Genomic DNA, 16,483 nt, shown 5'->3' on the forward strand with positions numbered 1-16,483 from the left:
GGTCCCGGATTGAAGCACGCCGCCGCGCCGCGCGGGCGGCATCAATCGTCGTAGGAGACGTGCAGCACGCGGTTGCGGCCTTCGGCCTTGGCGCGATACAGCGTGGCATCGGCCAGTTGCAGCAGTACTTCGGGCGTCAGACCGTCGCCGGGGAACGTCGCGATGCCGATCGACATCGTCACCGGGCCGAGCTGCTGACCCAGATGCTGGACGGTCGCGATCTCGACCGCGCGGCGGATCTGTTCGGCGCGCACGAGGGCGCCGGCAGCGTCGAGCTCGGGCAGCACCACGGTGAACTCCTCACCGCCGTAACGACAGGCGATGTCGTCGGCGCGCACCCCGGCCTGGATCTGGCGGCCGACCTGTCCCAACAGCGCATCGCCGGCGGCGTGGCCATGCGTGTCGTTGAATCGCTTGAAGTGGTCGACGTCGAGCATCAGTACCGACAGTGGCAGGCCGCGCCGCTCGCAGCGCTGCAGTTCGCGGGCGAGGCTTTCCTCGAGATAGCGGCGGTTGAACAAGCCGGTCAGCGGGTCGCGCAGCGACTGCGTGCGCAGCGTCTCGCGCAGCTGCAGATTGGCGATCGCCAGACCCACTTGCTCGGCAAGCTGGCCGATGAGCTCGTCGACTGCCGAGCCGTGGTCCATCGCATCGGTGGCTGCGCTGACCTGCAACAGGCCGATCGACGTGCCCTGCGCGCTGAGCGGCAGGCACAGCGATGTGATGCCCGGCGCCGGGGTGCCAGCATCCAGATGCGCGCAGCTCAGCTGGCGCTTCTCTTCGCCGGAGACCATGTGCGCCTGCCCGCGACGCAGCGCCCAACAATCGGCCGGCAGCAGCGAATCGGGACTGCTGATCAGGTGATCGCCGAAGCTGGAGACGCTGTCGTGGAAATTCTGCGAGGCGCGGATCAGATAGAAGCGGCCGCTGGCGTCGGGCACCAGACGGCGGATGGTGTCGATCGACAGCTGCACGATCTCGTCCAGCGTCTGACAGCTCTGCAGAAGACCGGAATAGCGGGCCAGCTCATGCCGCTGCTTCGACAGCTCCCCCACCTGCGCCATGCTCAACGCCATCTCGTGCGCCGCGCCGCGTGCTTCGAGTTCGAGCCGCCGCGCACGCTTGTTCTCGCGGGTGACGCTGACCATCAGCGAGATCATCAGTCCGCCCGACAGCAGCATGCCCAGCACGACGATGACGCTCAGCAGGGTCGCTGACCGGTCGCTGCGTGCCTTGCGCTGATCGAGCAGGCGCAGTTCCTCGCGCCGCATTTCCGATGCCGCGGTGTCGAATTCGTTCCACTGGCGCAGGGTCAGGGTCGAATTCGTGGCCTGGCGGGCCGCGTCGGGGCCCCGCAGCTCCTGCAGATCGAACAGCCGGCGCAGTTCGGCCAGATGCGCCTGCGCCGCCTCGCGCATCCGATTCACCTGCGCGTGCTGGGCGGGGTTGTCGCGGATCGCGGACGCCAGCGCCTCGTGGGCCGTTTCCACCTGATGCGTGGCAATCAAGTACTGACTGCGGAACTCCGGATGGCCGGTCAGCCGGTAGGCGCGCGCGTTGGCCTCGGTACTCCGGATCGCGCGCTCGGCGACTTCGATCCGGTTGATCACCTCGTAGGTGTGCCCGATCCACTCGTTGCTGGTGCGCAGGCTCGACACGCCCCAGACGCTGGCGATCCCGACGCCCAACAGCAGCAGCAGAGCCAGCGCGAACGCGGGCAGGCGGTAGGACGACAACCGGGAAGACGATGCAGGCAAGGCGGGGGAACCTGACGGTGCTGACGCGATTCTAGCCGCAGTGACGTGCGTCACGTTCACGGCGCGGCGGCTGGCGCCGTCCGAATGGCGGCGGCATCGGCGCTGCGGTAGGCTTCCCGGCCGTTTCCGCAGCAAGCAGCGTCCCGTGTCCAGCGAACCCGTCGTCGTCGATCCCAACGCCTACCAGCCCACGCCGGTGGAATCCGATGCCCAGACCTTCTGGACGTCGACCCGCGCGTTCGAGGTCACCGAGCGGGCCGACAAGCCCAAGTACTACTGCCTGTCGATGCTGCCGTATCCATCCGGCGCGCTGCACATGGGCCACGTGCGCAACTACACGCTCAGCGACGTCATCAGCCGCTACCAGCGGATGACGGGTAAGAACGTGCTGCAGCCGATGGGCTGGGACGCGTTCGGCCTGCCGGCCGAGAACGCCGCGATCAAGAACGCGACCGCGCCGGCGAAGTGGACCTACGCCAACATCGACCACATGCGCGGCCAGCTGCAGTCACTGGGCTATGCGATCGACTGGAGCCGCGAGTTCGCGACCTGCGCCCCTGACTACTACGTCCACGAGCAGCGCATGTTCGTCCGACTGATGAAGAAGGGCCTGGCGTACCGCCGCAATTCGGTCGTCAACTGGGATCCGGTGGACCAGACCGTGCTGGCCAACGAGCAGGTCATCGACGGCCGCGGCTGGCGCTCCGGGGCGCTGGTGGAGAAGCGCGAGATCCCGCAGTGGTTCCTCAAGATCACCGCCTACGCGCAGGAGCTGCTCGACGGTCTGGACACGCTGGGCGGCTGGCCGGACTCGGTCAAGACCATGCAGCGCAACTGGATCGGGCGCAGCGAAGGTCTCGAATTTTCGTTCGATGTCGTCGGCAGCGACGACAAACTGGCCGTCTACACCACACGCCCCGACACGCTGATGGGCGTGACCTTCGTGTCGGTCGCCGCCGAGCATCCGCTGGCGATGCGTGCGGCCGAACGCGACCCGGATCTGGCCGAATTCATCGCCGACCTGCGCCAGGGCGGCGTGTCCGAGGCGGAGCTCGAGACCCAGGTCAAGCGCGGCATGGACACCGGCCTGCGCGCGATCCATCCGGTGACCGGTGAAGAAATCCCGGTCTGGGTCGCCAACTTCGTGCTGATGGGCTATGGCACCGGCGCCGTCATGGCGGTACCCGGCCACGACCAGCGCGACTGGGAATTCGCCAAGGCCTACGGCCTGCCGATCCGGATGGTGGTCGTGCCGGACGAAGTCCGCGACGCGCTGCAGGAGATCGGCCGCGATCGCACGTCGCATGCCGATCCGATGGCGACCGCGCTCGGTGGCGGCGCGACGCTGGATGTCTACGACACCGGCGCGGCCGTGCAGGTGGTCGAGTCCTTCGAGCGCCGCATCGCCGAGGAAGGCGCCTATACCGACCGCGGCTGGCTGGTGAACTCCGGCGAGTTCGACGGTCTCGATTTCCAGCAGGCGCTCGATGCGCTGGCGTCGCGCTTCGAGGCCGAAAGCCGCGGCGCGCGCAAGGTCAACTTCCGGTTGCGCGACTGGGGCGTGAGCCGCCAGCGCTACTGGGGCTGCCCGATTCCGGTGATCTACTGCGATGCCTGCGGCGCGGTGCCGGTGCCCGAGGACCAACTGCCCGTGCTGCTGCCGGAGGACGTCGAAGACGCCTTCGCCAATCCGGGCGTCGTGCAGTCGCCGATCAAGTCCAACCCCGAGTGGCGCAAGACCACGTGTCCGGCCTGCTCTGGTCCGGCCGAACGCGAGACCGACACCTTCGACACCTTCATGGAGTCGAGCTGGTACACCGCGCGCTACACCTCGCCCGGCGCGGCTGACATGGTCGACGCGCGCGCCGACTACTGGACGCCGGTCGACCAGTACATCGGCGGCATCGAGCACGCGATCCTGCACCTGCTGTATTTCCGCTTCTACCACCGCCTGATGCGCGACGAAGGCCTGGTGCGCAGCGACGAGCCGGTGATCAACCTGTTGACCCAGGGCATGGTCATCGCCGACACGTTCTATCGGGAGCAGGGCAACGGCGGCAAGGACTGGATCAACCCGGCCGATGTCGAGATCGTCCGCGACGACAAGGGCCGGATCACCGGCGCCACGTCGAAGCTCGACGGCCAACCGGTCTCGATCGGCGGCACCGAGAAGATGTCGAAGTCGAAGAACAACGGCGTCGACCCGCAGTCGATGATCGGCAAGTACGGCGCTGACACCGTGCGCCTGTTCTCGATGTTCGCCGCGCCGCCCGAGCAGTCGCTGGAGTGGAACGAGGCCGGCGTCGAAGGCATGTCGCGCTTCCTGCGGCGCCTGTGGAACCAGGTGCAGAAGCACGTGCAGGGCGGGGAAGTCGGCGCGTTCGATGTCGCTGCGGCGACGCCCGCGCAGAAGACCCTGCGCCGCCAGCTGCACGAGGCGATCCAGAAGGTTGGCGACGACTATGGCCGCCGGCACAGCTTCAACACCGCGATCGCCGCGGTGATGGAACTGCTCAACCATGTCGGCAAGTTCGACGAGATGGATGCGAACGCGCGCGCGCTGCGCCAGGAGACGTTCGAAACCATCGTCCTGCTGCTCAACCCGATCACCCCGCATATCGCGCACACGCTGTGGCAGGTGCTGGGCCACGCCGAAACGCTGCTTGAGGACCAGGCGTTCCCGCAGGCCGATCCGGCCGCGCTGGCGCGCGACGCGGTCACGCTGGCGATCCAGGTCAACGGCAAGCTGCGTGGCACGATCGAGGTCGCGGTGGATCTGCCGAAGGACGCGATCGAGGCGATGGCGCTCGCCGAGCCGAATGTCGCGAAGTTCCTCGGTGAGCTGACGGTGCGCAAGGTCATCGTGGTGCCCGGCAAGATCGTCAACATCGTCGCCGGCTGAACCCGGCGTTCCATCGCCCTTCCCGCGCCGCTTGCCGCCCCCTTCCGCCTCGTCCAGACTTCGCGCATGAACCGACTTCGCCCGTTTTCGATCCGTCTTGCCGTTCTCGGCCTCGTGCTCCTGCTGCCGGCCTGCGGATTCCATCTGCGCAACGCATTGACGCTGCCGCCGGATCTCGGGCCGGTCAAGGTCACTGCGCGGGATCGCTACAGCGGTCTTGTGCAGCTGCTGAACCGTTCGCTCGACAGTGCCGGTGTCCAGCGGGCGAGCGCGAGCAGCACGGATGTCGCGACGCTGCGGATCGAATCGGAGCGCTGGGCGTCCACGCCTTTGAGCATCGACGCGCAGGGTAGAGCGCAGGAATACACGCTCCGCTACGCGGTGGTGTTCTCGATGGTGGACGCCAATGGCGACGACATCGTGCCGGAGCAGGCGGTGGAACTCGCACGCGATTATCTGTCGATTCCCACCCAGTCCATCGGCACCGACTCCGAGCGCGACCTGCTGTCGAACGAGATGGAACGCGAGATGAGCGCGTCGATCCTGCGCCGCATCGACGCCGTGTTCCGCAATCCGCAGGAACGCGCGCGCGAGTGAGCGCCGTCGTGCTCGGAGTGCGCCGCCCGTGGAACTGAGTCCCGAGCGCCTGCCCGCGCAGCTCGACCGCGAGCCGCTGCGCCCCGCGTACCTGATTGCCGGCCCCGAGCCGCTGCGCGTGCTGGAAGCTGCGGATGCGGTACGCGCCGCCGCGCGCGCGCAGGGGGTCGCCGAGCGCGAGGTGTTCGAGCCCGAAGGCCGCGACATCGACTGGAGCGCGGTCGAGGCCACGTTCCGGGCGCCGAGCCTGTTCGCCTCACGACGCCTGGTCGAGATCCGCCTGCCGACGACCAAACCCGGCAAGGACGGCGCTGCGGTCATCAGCGGCTTCTGCGCCGATCCGCCGTCCGACGTCACGCTGCTGGTCACGGGCGGCGAGTGGAGCCGGCAGCATGGCGGCAAGTGGAGCGAGGCGATCACCGGCATCGGCCATCTGGTCGTTGCCTGGCAGGTCAAGCCGCACGAGTTGGAAGGCTGGATCGAAGCGCGCCTGCGCAGTCGCAACGTGCTGGCCGATCGCGCCGCCGTGCAGCAGCTGGCCGAGCGCGTGGACGGCAACCTGCTGGCCGCGGCGCAGGAAGTCGACAAGCTCGCGCTGCTGGCCGACGGCAGCACGCTCGATGGGCCGCGGATGCAGGCGCTGGTTGCCGATGCCGCGCGTTTCGACGTGTTCCGTCTGCTCGACGCCACCCTCAACGGCCAGCCGACCCAGGTCGTGCGCATGCTCGCCGGTCTGCGCGCCGAGGGCGCGGCGATTCCGGCGCTGATGGGCATGGTGGTCATGGAACTCGCGCGCGCCGCGCAGCTGGCGCAGGTGCAGGCCCGCGGCGGCAACATGGCCAACGAATTCAAGGCGCAGCGCATCTGGGACGCCCGCCAAGCGGGTTATCGCCGGGCGCTGCAGCGCCACCCCGAGGCGCGCTGGGTACGGTTCGTCGCCGAGGCCGGGCGGGTCGACCGCATCGCCAAGGGCCGCGGCCGCTGGGGTCAGGATCCCGTCGACGGCTGGCTTGCACTGGAACGCCTCCTGGTGGCGGTCGCCGATGCACGCGCCGGCGCACTGCTGGCAGCCTGACCGCGGCGATGACGCTGCACCTGGTCTACGGCGGCACCTTCGATCCGATCCACCGCGGGCATCTGGCGATCGCCTGCGCCGCGCGCGATGCACTCGGCTGCACGGTGCACCTGATGCCGGCCGGCGATCCGCCGCATCGTGCGCCGCCGGGCGCCGATGGCGCGATGCGTGCGGCGATGGTCGCGCGGGCGATCGAGGGCGTGCCGGGCCTCGTGCTCGACCGCCGCGAGCTGCACCGCCAGGGCCGCAGCTTCACGGTCGACACGCTGGCCGAGCTGCGCGAGGAGCTGGGTCCCGCCAGGCCGCTGGCCTGGCTGGTCGGGGCCGACAGCCTGCTGGGCCTGCCGGGCTGGCACCGCTGGCATGATCTCTTCGGGCTCGCGCATCTGGTCGTCGCCGAACGGCCGGGCAGTGCGCTGGACGCGGCACTGCCTGCCGGACTCGCCGATGCACTGCGCGACCGGTGGACCCGCGCGCCGCTGGATCTGCAGGCGGCACCCGCCGGTCGGGTGTTGCGCCTGCTCCAGCCGCTGTCGCACGAGTCGGCGACCGCGGTGCGCGCCCGTCTGTCCGCAGGCGCATCGACCGGCGATGCACTCGTGCCTGCCGTCGCCGCATTCATCCAGGAGAAGGGGTTGTACGGAGCCGCCGCCCGCGCTCCGCTATAATTTCCGCCGCACTTTCCGAGCCAGACCCTTGTCCAATCCCGCACACGTCATCAAGACCCGCCTGCCCGAGCCGCCGCCGTCCCCGGACGCGCTCCTCGAAGTGGCCCGCGCCGCCGTCGCTGAGATCAAGGCCGTCGATGTGGTCGACATCGACGTGCGTGGTCGCAGCAGCGTCTGCGATTTCATGGTCATCGCGTCGGGCACGTCGAGCCGCCACGTCAAGTCGATCGCCGACGAAGTGGTCAAGCACGCCAAGAAGCTCGGCTGCCAGCCGCTGGGCGTCGAGGGCGAGCGCGAGGCCGAGTGGGTGCTCGTCGATCTGGGTGACGTTGTCGTCCACGTGATGCTGCCGCGGGTGCGCGAGTTCTATGCGCTCGAGCGCCTGTGGACCGTCGGCGACCAGCCGCCGGACGAGTCGCGCGGCCCGCGTCGCGATGCCTGATCGCGGCATCCCGGCACATCCGCCGGGATCCCCGGCGACGTGAAAGCGAAGCTGATCGCCGTCGGCGAACGCGCCCCCGGCTGGGTGGCCGAGGGTTTCGCCGAATACCGCAAGCGGCTGTCGCACTGGCTGCCGCTGGATCTGATCGAAGTCGAGCCCGGCCTGCGTGGCAAAGGCCGCGACACCGTGCGCGCGATGTCCGACGAAGGCGCGCGCGTGCTCGCCGCGATTCCGCGCGACGCGCTGGTGGTCGCGCTCGATGGCCGCGGCCGGCTGCATTCGTCCGAAGATCTCGCGCAGCGCCTCGAGCACTGGCGCATGCAGGGACGCGACCTCGCGTTCCTGATCGGCGGGCCGGAAGGGCACGCGCCCGATGTGCTCGCACGCGCCGACGAGCGCTGGTCGCTCGGGCCGTTGACGCTGCCGCACATGCTGGTGCGCCTGGTGCTGGCCGAGCAGGTCTACCGCTCGGCGGCCATGCTGGCGAACCATCCGTACCACCGCGCTGGGTAGCTGCCGCGCGTCGATCTGATCGATCGGTGGCGCTGTCTCTGGATACTCGTCCGTGCGGTGCGTTTCGCAACGCATCGAAGCGTCATGACGGCACGACCAGACAAGCGGCTGTTGGAAGCCAATGGAATGAAGGGAGTGACGTGTTGCTTCCTTGCGTTCTGCAGGAAAGTGCCGGTTTGCTTTCCCTGTGACCGGCTCCTCATCCGACGCGCGAACACCTCCCCCTGAGGGAGAGGTGCTCGGTGCCCGCTCGCTACAACATGCGGATCGGGCTGGGTGCAGGCTCGGGTTACCCCTTCGACAGATTGAACGCGATCGGCACCAGTCCGATCGCCTCCACCGGCACGCCATCGCGCATCGCCGGCTGGAAGGTCCACGTCCGCTGCACGTGGCGAAGGGCAGCGCGATCGAGGTCGCGGTTGCCGCTGCTGCGGTGGATGCGCACGTCCATCGGGCGGCCATCGATGCCGACGTGGACTTCCAGCAACACCACACCCTCGGCACCGGCGGTCAGCGCCGCACGCGGATAATCGGGTGCGGGTGCGCTCGCGTACTGCAGCGCGATGCCGGACACCGGCGTGGTGTCGATCACGGTCGGCGTGACAGCCACTGGCGGGCCTTCGATCGTCGGCAGGGCGGGCAGGGTGCCCGCATCGACGAGGATCGCGGCCTCGACCGGTGCGATCCGCGGCAGCGTCTGTTGCGGCACGACCGGTGACGGCGTGCTGCGCGGCTGCACCACCTCGACCCGTTCGGGCGGCAGCTCGGGCTTCGGCGCGGGCGGGGTGATCCAGTTGAATTCCTGCTTGCGCTCCGGCAGGGCGTATTCGAGCGCGTCGCGACTGGCCGGCACCAGCAGCACCATGAACAGCATGGCATTGAGGGCGAGGGTGCCGCTGAGTCCGACGATGCGCACCGCATCGGGACGTGACGGTTCGTGGACGGGTCCGCGCATGCGGGGACCAATGGGCTGCAGCACCATGCACCACCTCCTGTGTGCGGGCCGGATGGCCCGTGGAAGCGTCAACGTGGCAGCGGTGGCCATGGGGTCGAAGGCCAGCCGCGCCGTCGCATCGTCGTCCCGAACCTGCGCCGATCGGGGCGGGACGACAAGACCGCCCCGACGAACGGAGACCTGCGCGGGATTGGCGGCACGTCGCCGAGACGCGCGCAGGCACGGACTCCACGGCGTGCGAGCTGCCCGGCCGGCCGATCTGGGCCCCGATCCACGCGTCCCGAGCTGTTCGAGCGCGACTCCATTGGCCCGGGCCGCGCAGCGGCGCACGACACGTCGAGCGCGGCGCGCGTCCTGCCTGTGCGGCATCCGGATACGACAGGGCCCGCGCATGGCGGGCCCTGTCAGTGCGTGTCCGGCCGAGGCTCAGTCCTCGGGCATGTTCTCCGGCTCCCGGTCGAGGCCGCCGTCGTCGGGGTTCTGATCCCCGGTATCCGCCGGCTGCTGGGCGTCGCCCTTGTCGGTCGGGTTCTTTTCCGGATATCCGGGATTCTGGCCGGGCTTGGTCGCCGGTTCGGGGGTGGTCCTGTTTTGGCTCATGTCAGCGTCCCAGTTCGAAAACGATGTCGAGGTTGGCGGTCAGGGTGGTTTCGCCCGGTGAGACCGAGGTCTCCGGTGCGCTGTCGGCCATCGCACGCATCGCCATCATCGGACGCGGCGCCGTGAAGCCGCCGCCCTCGCTGATGCTGACGATGCGACGCACACGCATGCCGAGCGACGCCGCATAGACCTCGGCCCGGGCCTGCGCCTTCTTCAGCGCATCGGCGCGCGCCAGGTCCTGCACGCCGTCGGCGTCCTCGATCTCGAACGTCGGGCCGTTGATCTGGTTGGCACCGCTGGCGACCAGCGCATCGAGCACCTGGCCGAGCTTGCCGATGTCGCGCACCTTGAGGTTGACCGTGTTGCTGGCCTGGTAGCCGGTGATCGCCGGCGGCTGGTTCTCGGCGTAACGGTACTGCGGGCTGAGATTGATGCCGGACGTCTGCACATCGCGCTCGGCGATGCCGGCGGCCTTGATCGCCGCCATCAGCGTGGACATCTGCTCGGCATTGGCGCGCATCGCCGCATTGGCGTCGGCGGCCTGGGTCACGACGCCGGTCGAGAGCGTGGCGATGTCGGGCGCACGGCTGGCTTCGGCCTGGGCCGAAATCGACAGCAGCGTGCCGTCGCTGGGGGCGGCGTGGTGCGTGGCGGGCTGGGCGCTGGCGGTCATCGTCAGGGTTCCGAGGGCGAGGCCGCAGGCGAGCAGCAGGGGGCGGGGGATCAGGTGCATTCGAGGCTCCGTTGAGATGAACAAGGGTCGTCACGCACCGGTGAACGGCCCGTGAGCCGGTCCGGGGTTACGCATGTTCAGCCGGCGGTCGGACACCGCCCGCACGGTATCCTTCCCGGATGCTGCATCTGGCTTCGCAATCCCCCCGCCGCCGCGATCTCCTGGCCCGTCTCGGACTGTCCTTCGGGCGGGTCGACGTCGACGTGCCCGAGGTCCGGAGCGCCGGCGAATCCGCTGCCGATTACGTCGTGCGCGTGGCGGCCGACAAGGCGCGGGCCGGCCTGCGGGCGCTCATCGAATCCGGCGAGCCGGATGATGCGATCGTGCTGGGCGCGGACACCGAGGTCGTGCTCGACGGCGTCGTGTTCGGCAAGCCGCGCGACGCCGCCGATGCGACGCGCATGTTGCAGGCGCTCTCGGGCCGCACGCACCGGGTGATCTCGGCCGTGGTCCTGGCCGGCATCGGCCGGCAGGCCGAGGCGACCGTGATCACCGAGGTCACGTTCGATGTGCTCGACGCCGACACCATCGCGGCCTACGTCGCCAGCGGCGAGCCGCACGGGAAAGCCGGCGCGTATGCGATCCAGGGCGGCGCCGAGCTGTTCGTCATACGCATGGACGGCAGCCATTCGGGCGTGATCGGGCTGCCGCTGCAGCAGACCGCAGCGCTGCTGCGATCGTTCGGACTGCAGCCGCAGCCCTTCGCCATTTACGACCACAAGGCGTGACACGGACATGTCCGAAGAGATCCTGATCAACGTGACGCCGCGCGAGACCCGCGTGGCGGTGGTCGAGAACGGCATGCTGCAGGAGCTGCACATCGAACGCGGCTGGCGGCGCGGCGTGGTCGGCAACATCTACAAGGGCAAGGTGCAGCGGGTCATGCCGGGCATGCAGGCGGCGTTCGTCGACATCGGCCTGGAACGCGCGGCGTTCCTGCACGCCAACGACGTGATGCGCCCGCCGCAGACCGGCACCGACGGCGACGGCGCGGGCGACAGCCTGTTCCCCTCGACCGCGCCGACGCTGCCGGTCACCGAGCTGCTGCGCGACGGCCAGGACATCGTGGTGCAGGTGGTCAAGGATCCGATCGGCACCAAGGGCGCGCGTCTGACGACGCAGATCAGCATTCCCTCGCGTTATCTCGTGCTGTTGCCGCAGTCGCGGGTGGTCGGTGTGTCGGCGCGGATCGAGGACGACGTCGAGCGCACGCGGCTCAAGACCCTGGTCTCCGAACTGGCCGCGGCGACCGGCGGTCACGGCTACATCGTGCGGACCAACGCGGAAGGCCAGAGTGCCGAAGCGCTGGCCGAGGACATCGCCTATCTGCAACGCGCCTGGGCGCTGATCGGACACACCACGGGCGACTCGCGCGTCGGCGCGCGGGTCTACGAGGATCTGACGCTGCCGATGCGTGCGGTGCGTGACCTGATGCGCCGCGATGTCGACAAGGTCAAGGTCGATTCGCGCGATACCTACGAGAAGCTCTGCATCTTCGCCGCGCAGTACCTGCCGGCGCCGGGTCCTGCGGAGCAGGCGCGTTTGGTCGACCGCATCGAGTGCTACACCGGCACGCGGCCGATCTTCGATCTCTACGGCGTCGAGGACGAGATCCAGCGCGCCCTGAAGAAGGACGTGCCGCTGAAGTCCGGCGGCTATCTGGTCATCGACCAGACCGAGGCGATGACCACGGTCGACGTCAACACCGGCTCGTTCCTCGGCCAGCGCAATCTCGAGGAAACGGTGTTCCGCACCAATCTCGAGGCGGCCCAGTCGGTCGCGCGCCAGCTGCGCCTGCGCAATCTCGGCGGGATCATCGTCATCGACTTCATCGACATGGTGGACCCCGAGCACAAGCGCCAGGTGCTGCGCACGCTGGAGAAGTCGCTCGCCAAGGACCACGCCAAGACCACGGTCTACGATTTCTCGCCGCTGGGCCTGGTCGAAATGACCCGCAAGCGCACGGTGGAGAGCCTGGAACGCCAGCTCGGCGAGACCTGCACGGCCTGCAACGGGCGCGGCATCGTCAAGACGATCGAGACCGTGACCTACGAGATCTTCCGCGAGATCGTCCGCGCGGTGCGCCAGTTCGAGGCCGAACGTCTGCTGGTGATCGCGTCGCCGAAGGTCGTGTCGACGATCACCGACGAGGAGTCGGCGGCCGTGGTCGAGCTGGAAGAGTTCCTCGGCAAGTCGATCCGCTTCCAGTCCGACGACCAGTACCTGCAGGAACAGTTCGACGTTGTACTGCTCTGACCGCCCCCGCTGGAGACGTGCACATCCGGCGTCGGCCGTGTGGGCACGGGCATGACCGCGGCCTGGGCGGCGCGGCTGCGTCGCGTGCGGAAGAGCGCGTGGTATCTGGCGGCGGCGGTACTGGTCACGATGGCGCTGGTGGCAGTGGCGGCGGCGCAACTCGCGCTGCCGTGGCTGGAGCGTCATCCGCAGGCCGTGGCAGCCTGGCTCGGCGAGCGCGCCGGTCGACCCGTCGCGTTCGACACGCTCGATGCGACCTGGACGCGGCGCGGGCCGTTGCTGCGCGTGACCGGCCTGCGCATCGGCGATCCCGCGGCCGCCGTGCCGATCGGCACGGCCGAAATCCAGGTCGCGCAGTACTCGGGTCTGCTGCCGGGGCGTTCGCTGACCGAGCTGCGGCTGCACGGCATCGAATTGACGCTGCAGCGCGCGGACGACGGCAGCTGGCAGGTTCGCGGTCTGCCGGGCGCCGCCCATGCGGAAGACGATCCGCTCGATGCGCTGCAGGGCCTGGGCGAGCTGCAGGTGGTCGATGCGCGGCTGACGGTCGAGGCGCCGTCGCTGTCGATCGCGCACACGCTGCCGCGCGTGGATCTGCGCCTGCGCGTCGACCGGCGCCGCGTCCGCGCGGCCGCGCGTGCATGGGTCGAGGCCGACGGTGCGCCCCTGGATCTGCGCCTGGATCTGCAGCGCGCGCAGGGCGATGGCCGTGCGTATGTGGCGATGCCGCGCAACGACCTGCAACTGTGGTCGCCGCTGCTGGCGCCCAGTGGCGTGGCGATCCGCGAGGGCCACGGCCGGGTGACGGCCTGGATCGACCTGCGCGCGCGCAAGGTCGAGGCGGTCACCAGCGAAGTGATGCTGGACGCGCTGTCGTTGCAGCGTGCGGACGATGTGGCACGCGCAGCGGGTGACGCGCCCACCGTCGCCTTCGAAGGCGCGAGCGCGCGCGTGCGCTGGACGCATGCCGACGGCGACTGGCGACTCGATGCGCCGAGGCTGCGCATCACGCAGCAGGGCCGCGAACAGGTGCTCGACGGGCTGGTGCTCGCCGGCGGCCGGCACTGGGCGATGCAGGCCGGACGCGTCGAGGTGGCGCCACTGCTCGCGCTGGCGGCGTTGGGCGAAGGCGTACCGCCGTCGCTGCGTGCGTGGGTGCGGTCCGCGGCGCCGCACGCGGTGCTGTCGGACGTCGCATTCGCCGCGCGTGCCGGCGGTCCGGTGCGGATGTCGGCCCGGATTGAGGCGTTCGGATTTTCGCCGGTTGGCGATCGCCCGGGCCTGGATGGCCTCGGTGGCACCCTGGTCGGCGACGGACAGGGCGTGGTGTTCCGCCCCGATCCGGACGCGCGCCCGGTGTTCGACTGGCCGGCCGGTTTCGGCGTGCCGCATCCGCTGCGGCTCGACGGCGAGATCGCCGGCTGGCGCGATGGCAGCGTGTGGCGCATCCAGACGCCGGCCTTGCGGGTGGAAGGCGAGGGCTACGCCGCCGATGCGCGCGGCGGCCTGTCGTTCGACGGTGACGGCACGCGGCCGCGGCTGGACCTGGCGGCGGATGTCGACGCCTCGCAGATTCCGGTCGCGAAGAAGTTCTGGGTCCGCCACACCATGCCGGTCGCCGCGCGCGAGTGGCTGGACATGGCCCTGGTTGCCGGCACCGTGCGCAACGGCCGTGGCATCGTCGCCGGTGATCTCGACGACTGGCCGTTCGGGACGGACGCCGGCAAGGACCGCCGGGGCGTGTTCTTCGCCGAAGGCGACATCGCGGACGCGACCGTCCGCTTCCAGCACGACTGGCCTGCGATGACCCGGCTTGCCGGCCACATCCGGTTCGTCAACGACGGGTTCCGGCTCGACGCGGCGACCGGGAAGCTCGCCGGCGTGCCGGTACGCGATGTGGTCGCCGGGATCCGTGACTACGGACAGACCCCGGTCGAAGTCACCGCGACGGCGCAGGCCGATGCGAAGCAGCTGCTGGCACTGCTGCGGCAGAGCCCGCTCCGGGCCGCGCACGCCGACACGCTCGATGCGCTCGATCTGGCAGGTCCGGCAGAGGCGTCGGTGTCGCTGGCGGTGGGGCACGGTGCGCCGATGCGGCTCGACGGCGCCGTGCGGCTCGACGGGGTCGCGATGCGCGAGTCGCGCTTCGATCTCGCGTTCGACCACGTGCGCGGCCAGCTGGCGTTCGACCAGTCGGGTTTCCATGCCGATGCGCTCGCCGCCCAGCAGGACGGACAGGCCGGCACGCTGGCACTGCGCGCGGGGCCCGGCCACGTGCGCCAGGGCGCACATGCGTTCGAAGGCCAGCTCGACATGCCGCTCGATGCGAGCGCCCTGCTGGCGCGCGCGCCCGATCTGGCGTGGCTGCGCCCGCACGTCCGCGGCCGCGCGCCGTGGCAGGTGCAGGTCGCCGTACCCGGCGCGCCGGCGGCCGACGGCGCGCCAGCGGCGCGGCTGCTGCTGCGCTCGGATCTGGTCGGCACGACGCTGCGCCTGCCGGCACCGCTGGACAAGCCCGCCACGCGCGCGCTGCGCACCACCATCGAGGCGCCGCTGCCGTTCGGCACCGGCGACGTCCTGGTCGGGTTCGGCAACCAGCTCGCACTGCGGGCGCGCACCGGCGGCGCACGCGCCGGCATTCGCGTCGACCTGGGCCGCGCGCGGGTCGACGCGGCAGCGCCGGCGGCGGGTCTCGTGGTCTTCGGCCGCACCCCGGTGGTCGACGTGCTCGACTGGATCGGCCTGATGGGCGGGGGCGGCGATGGCGACGGTCCGGCCTTGCAGCAGGTCGACGTGACCACGGCCGACCTGCGCCTGGCCGGTGGACGGCTGGGGCAGACGCGCATCACCGCCGCGCGCCGGGATGGCGGCACCGATCTGCGTCTCGATGGCGCCGCGCTGGCGGGTGACGTGCGGATGCCAGACCGCGCGGGGGCGCCGGTCTCGATCGCGCTGCAGCGCCTGCACTGGCCGGCGCCTGCGCCGAAGCCGGACGCTGCGGCGACCGCGCCGCCGACGGTGCCGGCGATCGCCCGGGTGCCGGCATCGACGCCGGCGCAGGACACGCTCGATCCCGCCGCCGTACCTCCGATCGAGCTCGCGATCGACGACCTGCGCTACGGCAGCGTCGTGCTCGGCCGCGTGGACGCGGCATCGCGCCGGGTGCCCGGCGGACTGGCGATCGAGCGCCTGCAGCTGCGCGCGCCGGAGCACCGCATCGACGTGACGGGGCGCTGGACCGGTCGCGGCGCCGCGGCGCGCACCCGCCTGCAGGCCGATGTCGAGAGCAGGAATTTCGGAACGCTGGCATCGGGACTCGGGTTCGCCGGCAGCATCGTCGGCGGCCAGGGCCGGGTGGACTTCGACGCGGCCTGGCCCGGTGCGCCGAACGCGTTCCAGGTCGCGCAGCTCGATGGCGCGATGTCGATCGCGCTGCGCGATGGGCAACTGGTCGAAGTGGAGCCGGGCGCGGGACGCGTGCTGGGTCTGCTGAGCGTCGCCGAACTGCCGCGCCGCCTGATGCTCGATTTCCGCGATTTCTTCAGCAAGGGCTTCGGTTTCAACCGCATCGCCGGTGACATCCGCTTCGGCAACGGCACCGCGCGCGGGGAGAACCTCGTCATCGACGGACCTGCGGCGGAGATCCGCATCCGCGGCAGTGCCGACCTGGCCGCGCGCACGCACGACCAGAACATCGAGGTGCTGCCCAAGACCGGCAATCTGCTGCCGGCCGTGGGCGCGCTGACCCTGGGCCCCGTGGGCGCTGCGGTGGGCGCAGTCGCCAACGCGGTGCTGCGCAAGCCGCTGGCGGAGATGGGCGCGCGCAACTATCACGTCAGCGGTCCCTGGCAGGACCCCAAGGTGGACGTGGTCGAACGTCGCGACGCGGCGCAGCCCGCGACGGCGCCTACGACAGGGTCGCAATCCGCCGACTGAAGCGTTTTCCCGGGCCATCGCGTCTGCGCACGACCAGTGCCGGCTTGCC

13 protein-coding genes are annotated in these 16,483 nt (G+C 70.2%); 9 read left to right on the forward strand and 4 right to left on the reverse strand.

Annotated elements, in window-relative coordinates:
- Window positions 1-41: 41 nt before the first annotated feature.
- Window positions 42-1,736: a diguanylate cyclase gene (locus tag CURTO8I2_RS02815; protein WP_236550985.1), complete on the reverse strand. Its 1,695-nt coding sequence runs from the start codon at window positions 1,734-1,736 to the stop codon at window positions 42-44.
- Window positions 1,737-1,902: 166 nt separating this feature from the next.
- Here CURTO8I2_RS02815 and leuS point away from each other — a divergent pair, with 166 nt between their 5' ends.
- The 6 genes from leuS (at window position 1,903) to rlmH (ending at window position 7,954) form a co-directional block, all read left to right on the forward strand.
- Window positions 1,903-4,659, forward strand: coding sequence for a leucine--tRNA ligase (gene leuS, locus CURTO8I2_RS02820; RefSeq protein ID WP_159678494.1), 2,757 nt, complete (start codon window positions 1,903-1,905; stop codon window positions 4,657-4,659).
- 66 nt (window positions 4,660-4,725) lie between these two features.
- Complete coding sequence (gene lptE, locus CURTO8I2_RS02825) at window positions 4,726-5,256, forward strand: LPS assembly lipoprotein LptE (RefSeq protein ID WP_159678495.1); 531 nt, start codon at window positions 4,726-4,728, stop codon at window positions 5,254-5,256.
- Between the two features lie 28 nt (window positions 5,257-5,284).
- Window positions 5,285-6,331, forward strand: coding sequence for a DNA polymerase III subunit delta (gene holA / locus CURTO8I2_RS02830; protein WP_159678496.1), 1,047 nt, complete (start codon window positions 5,285-5,287; stop codon window positions 6,329-6,331).
- Between the two features lie 8 nt (window positions 6,332-6,339).
- The gene (gene nadD, locus CURTO8I2_RS02835; RefSeq protein WP_159678497.1) at window positions 6,340-6,999 is read left to right on the forward strand and encodes a nicotinate-nucleotide adenylyltransferase; all 660 of its coding nucleotides are present in this window, start codon (window positions 6,340-6,342) and stop codon (window positions 6,997-6,999) included.
- A 28-nt stretch (window positions 7,000-7,027) separates the two neighbouring features.
- Window positions 7,028-7,441, forward strand: a complete 414-nt coding sequence (gene rsfS / locus CURTO8I2_RS02840) for a ribosome silencing factor (RefSeq protein WP_159678498.1) — start codon at window positions 7,028-7,030, stop codon at window positions 7,439-7,441.
- A 39-nt stretch (window positions 7,442-7,480) separates the two neighbouring features.
- Entirely contained in the window at window positions 7,481-7,954 is a 474-nt protein-coding gene (gene rlmH, locus CURTO8I2_RS02845; protein ID WP_159678499.1) for a 23S rRNA (pseudouridine(1915)-N(3))-methyltransferase RlmH, read from the forward strand.
- Between the two features lie 289 nt (window positions 7,955-8,243).
- On the opposite strand, the gene CURTO8I2_RS02850 is transcribed toward rlmH, so the two are convergent.
- From CURTO8I2_RS02850 to CURTO8I2_RS02860, 3 genes are all read right to left on the reverse strand, one after another.
- Window positions 8,244-8,909, reverse strand: a complete 666-nt coding sequence (locus tag CURTO8I2_RS02850; RefSeq protein ID WP_159678500.1) for an energy transducer TonB — start codon at window positions 8,907-8,909, stop codon at window positions 8,244-8,246.
- A gap of 426 nt (window positions 8,910-9,335) precedes the next feature.
- Window positions 9,336-9,509 (reverse strand): hypothetical protein, encoded by a 174-nt coding sequence (locus CURTO8I2_RS02855; RefSeq protein WP_159678501.1) that lies wholly within the window; start codon window positions 9,507-9,509, stop codon window positions 9,336-9,338.
- Between the two features lies 1 nt (window position 9,510).
- Complete coding sequence (locus CURTO8I2_RS02860) at window positions 9,511-10,242, reverse strand: SIMPL domain-containing protein (protein ID WP_159678502.1); 732 nt, start codon at window positions 10,240-10,242, stop codon at window positions 9,511-9,513.
- A 119-nt stretch (window positions 10,243-10,361) separates the two neighbouring features.
- Here CURTO8I2_RS02860 and CURTO8I2_RS02865 point away from each other — a divergent pair, with 119 nt between their 5' ends.
- From CURTO8I2_RS02865 to CURTO8I2_RS02875, 3 genes are read left to right on the forward strand one after another with little or no spacing between them, the layout of a single operon-like run.
- Complete coding sequence (locus CURTO8I2_RS02865; RefSeq protein WP_159678503.1) at window positions 10,362-10,970, forward strand: Maf family nucleotide pyrophosphatase; 609 nt, start codon at window positions 10,362-10,364, stop codon at window positions 10,968-10,970.
- Between the two features lie 7 nt (window positions 10,971-10,977).
- Window positions 10,978-12,498 (forward strand): ribonuclease G, encoded by a 1,521-nt coding sequence (gene rng / locus CURTO8I2_RS02870; RefSeq protein ID WP_159678506.1) that lies wholly within the window; start codon window positions 10,978-10,980, stop codon window positions 12,496-12,498.
- A gap of 51 nt (window positions 12,499-12,549) precedes the next feature.
- Window positions 12,550-16,434 carry a YhdP family protein gene (locus CURTO8I2_RS02875; RefSeq protein ID WP_159678508.1) on the forward strand — a complete coding sequence of 1,295 codons (3,885 nt, stop codon included), beginning with the start codon at window positions 12,550-12,552 and terminating at the stop codon, window positions 16,432-16,434.
- Window positions 16,435-16,483 lie beyond the last annotated feature (49 nt).

It is taken from the genome of Luteimonas sp. 9C, assembly GCF_902506295.1.
Lineage (GTDB): Bacteria > Pseudomonadota > Gammaproteobacteria > Xanthomonadales > Xanthomonadaceae > Luteimonas.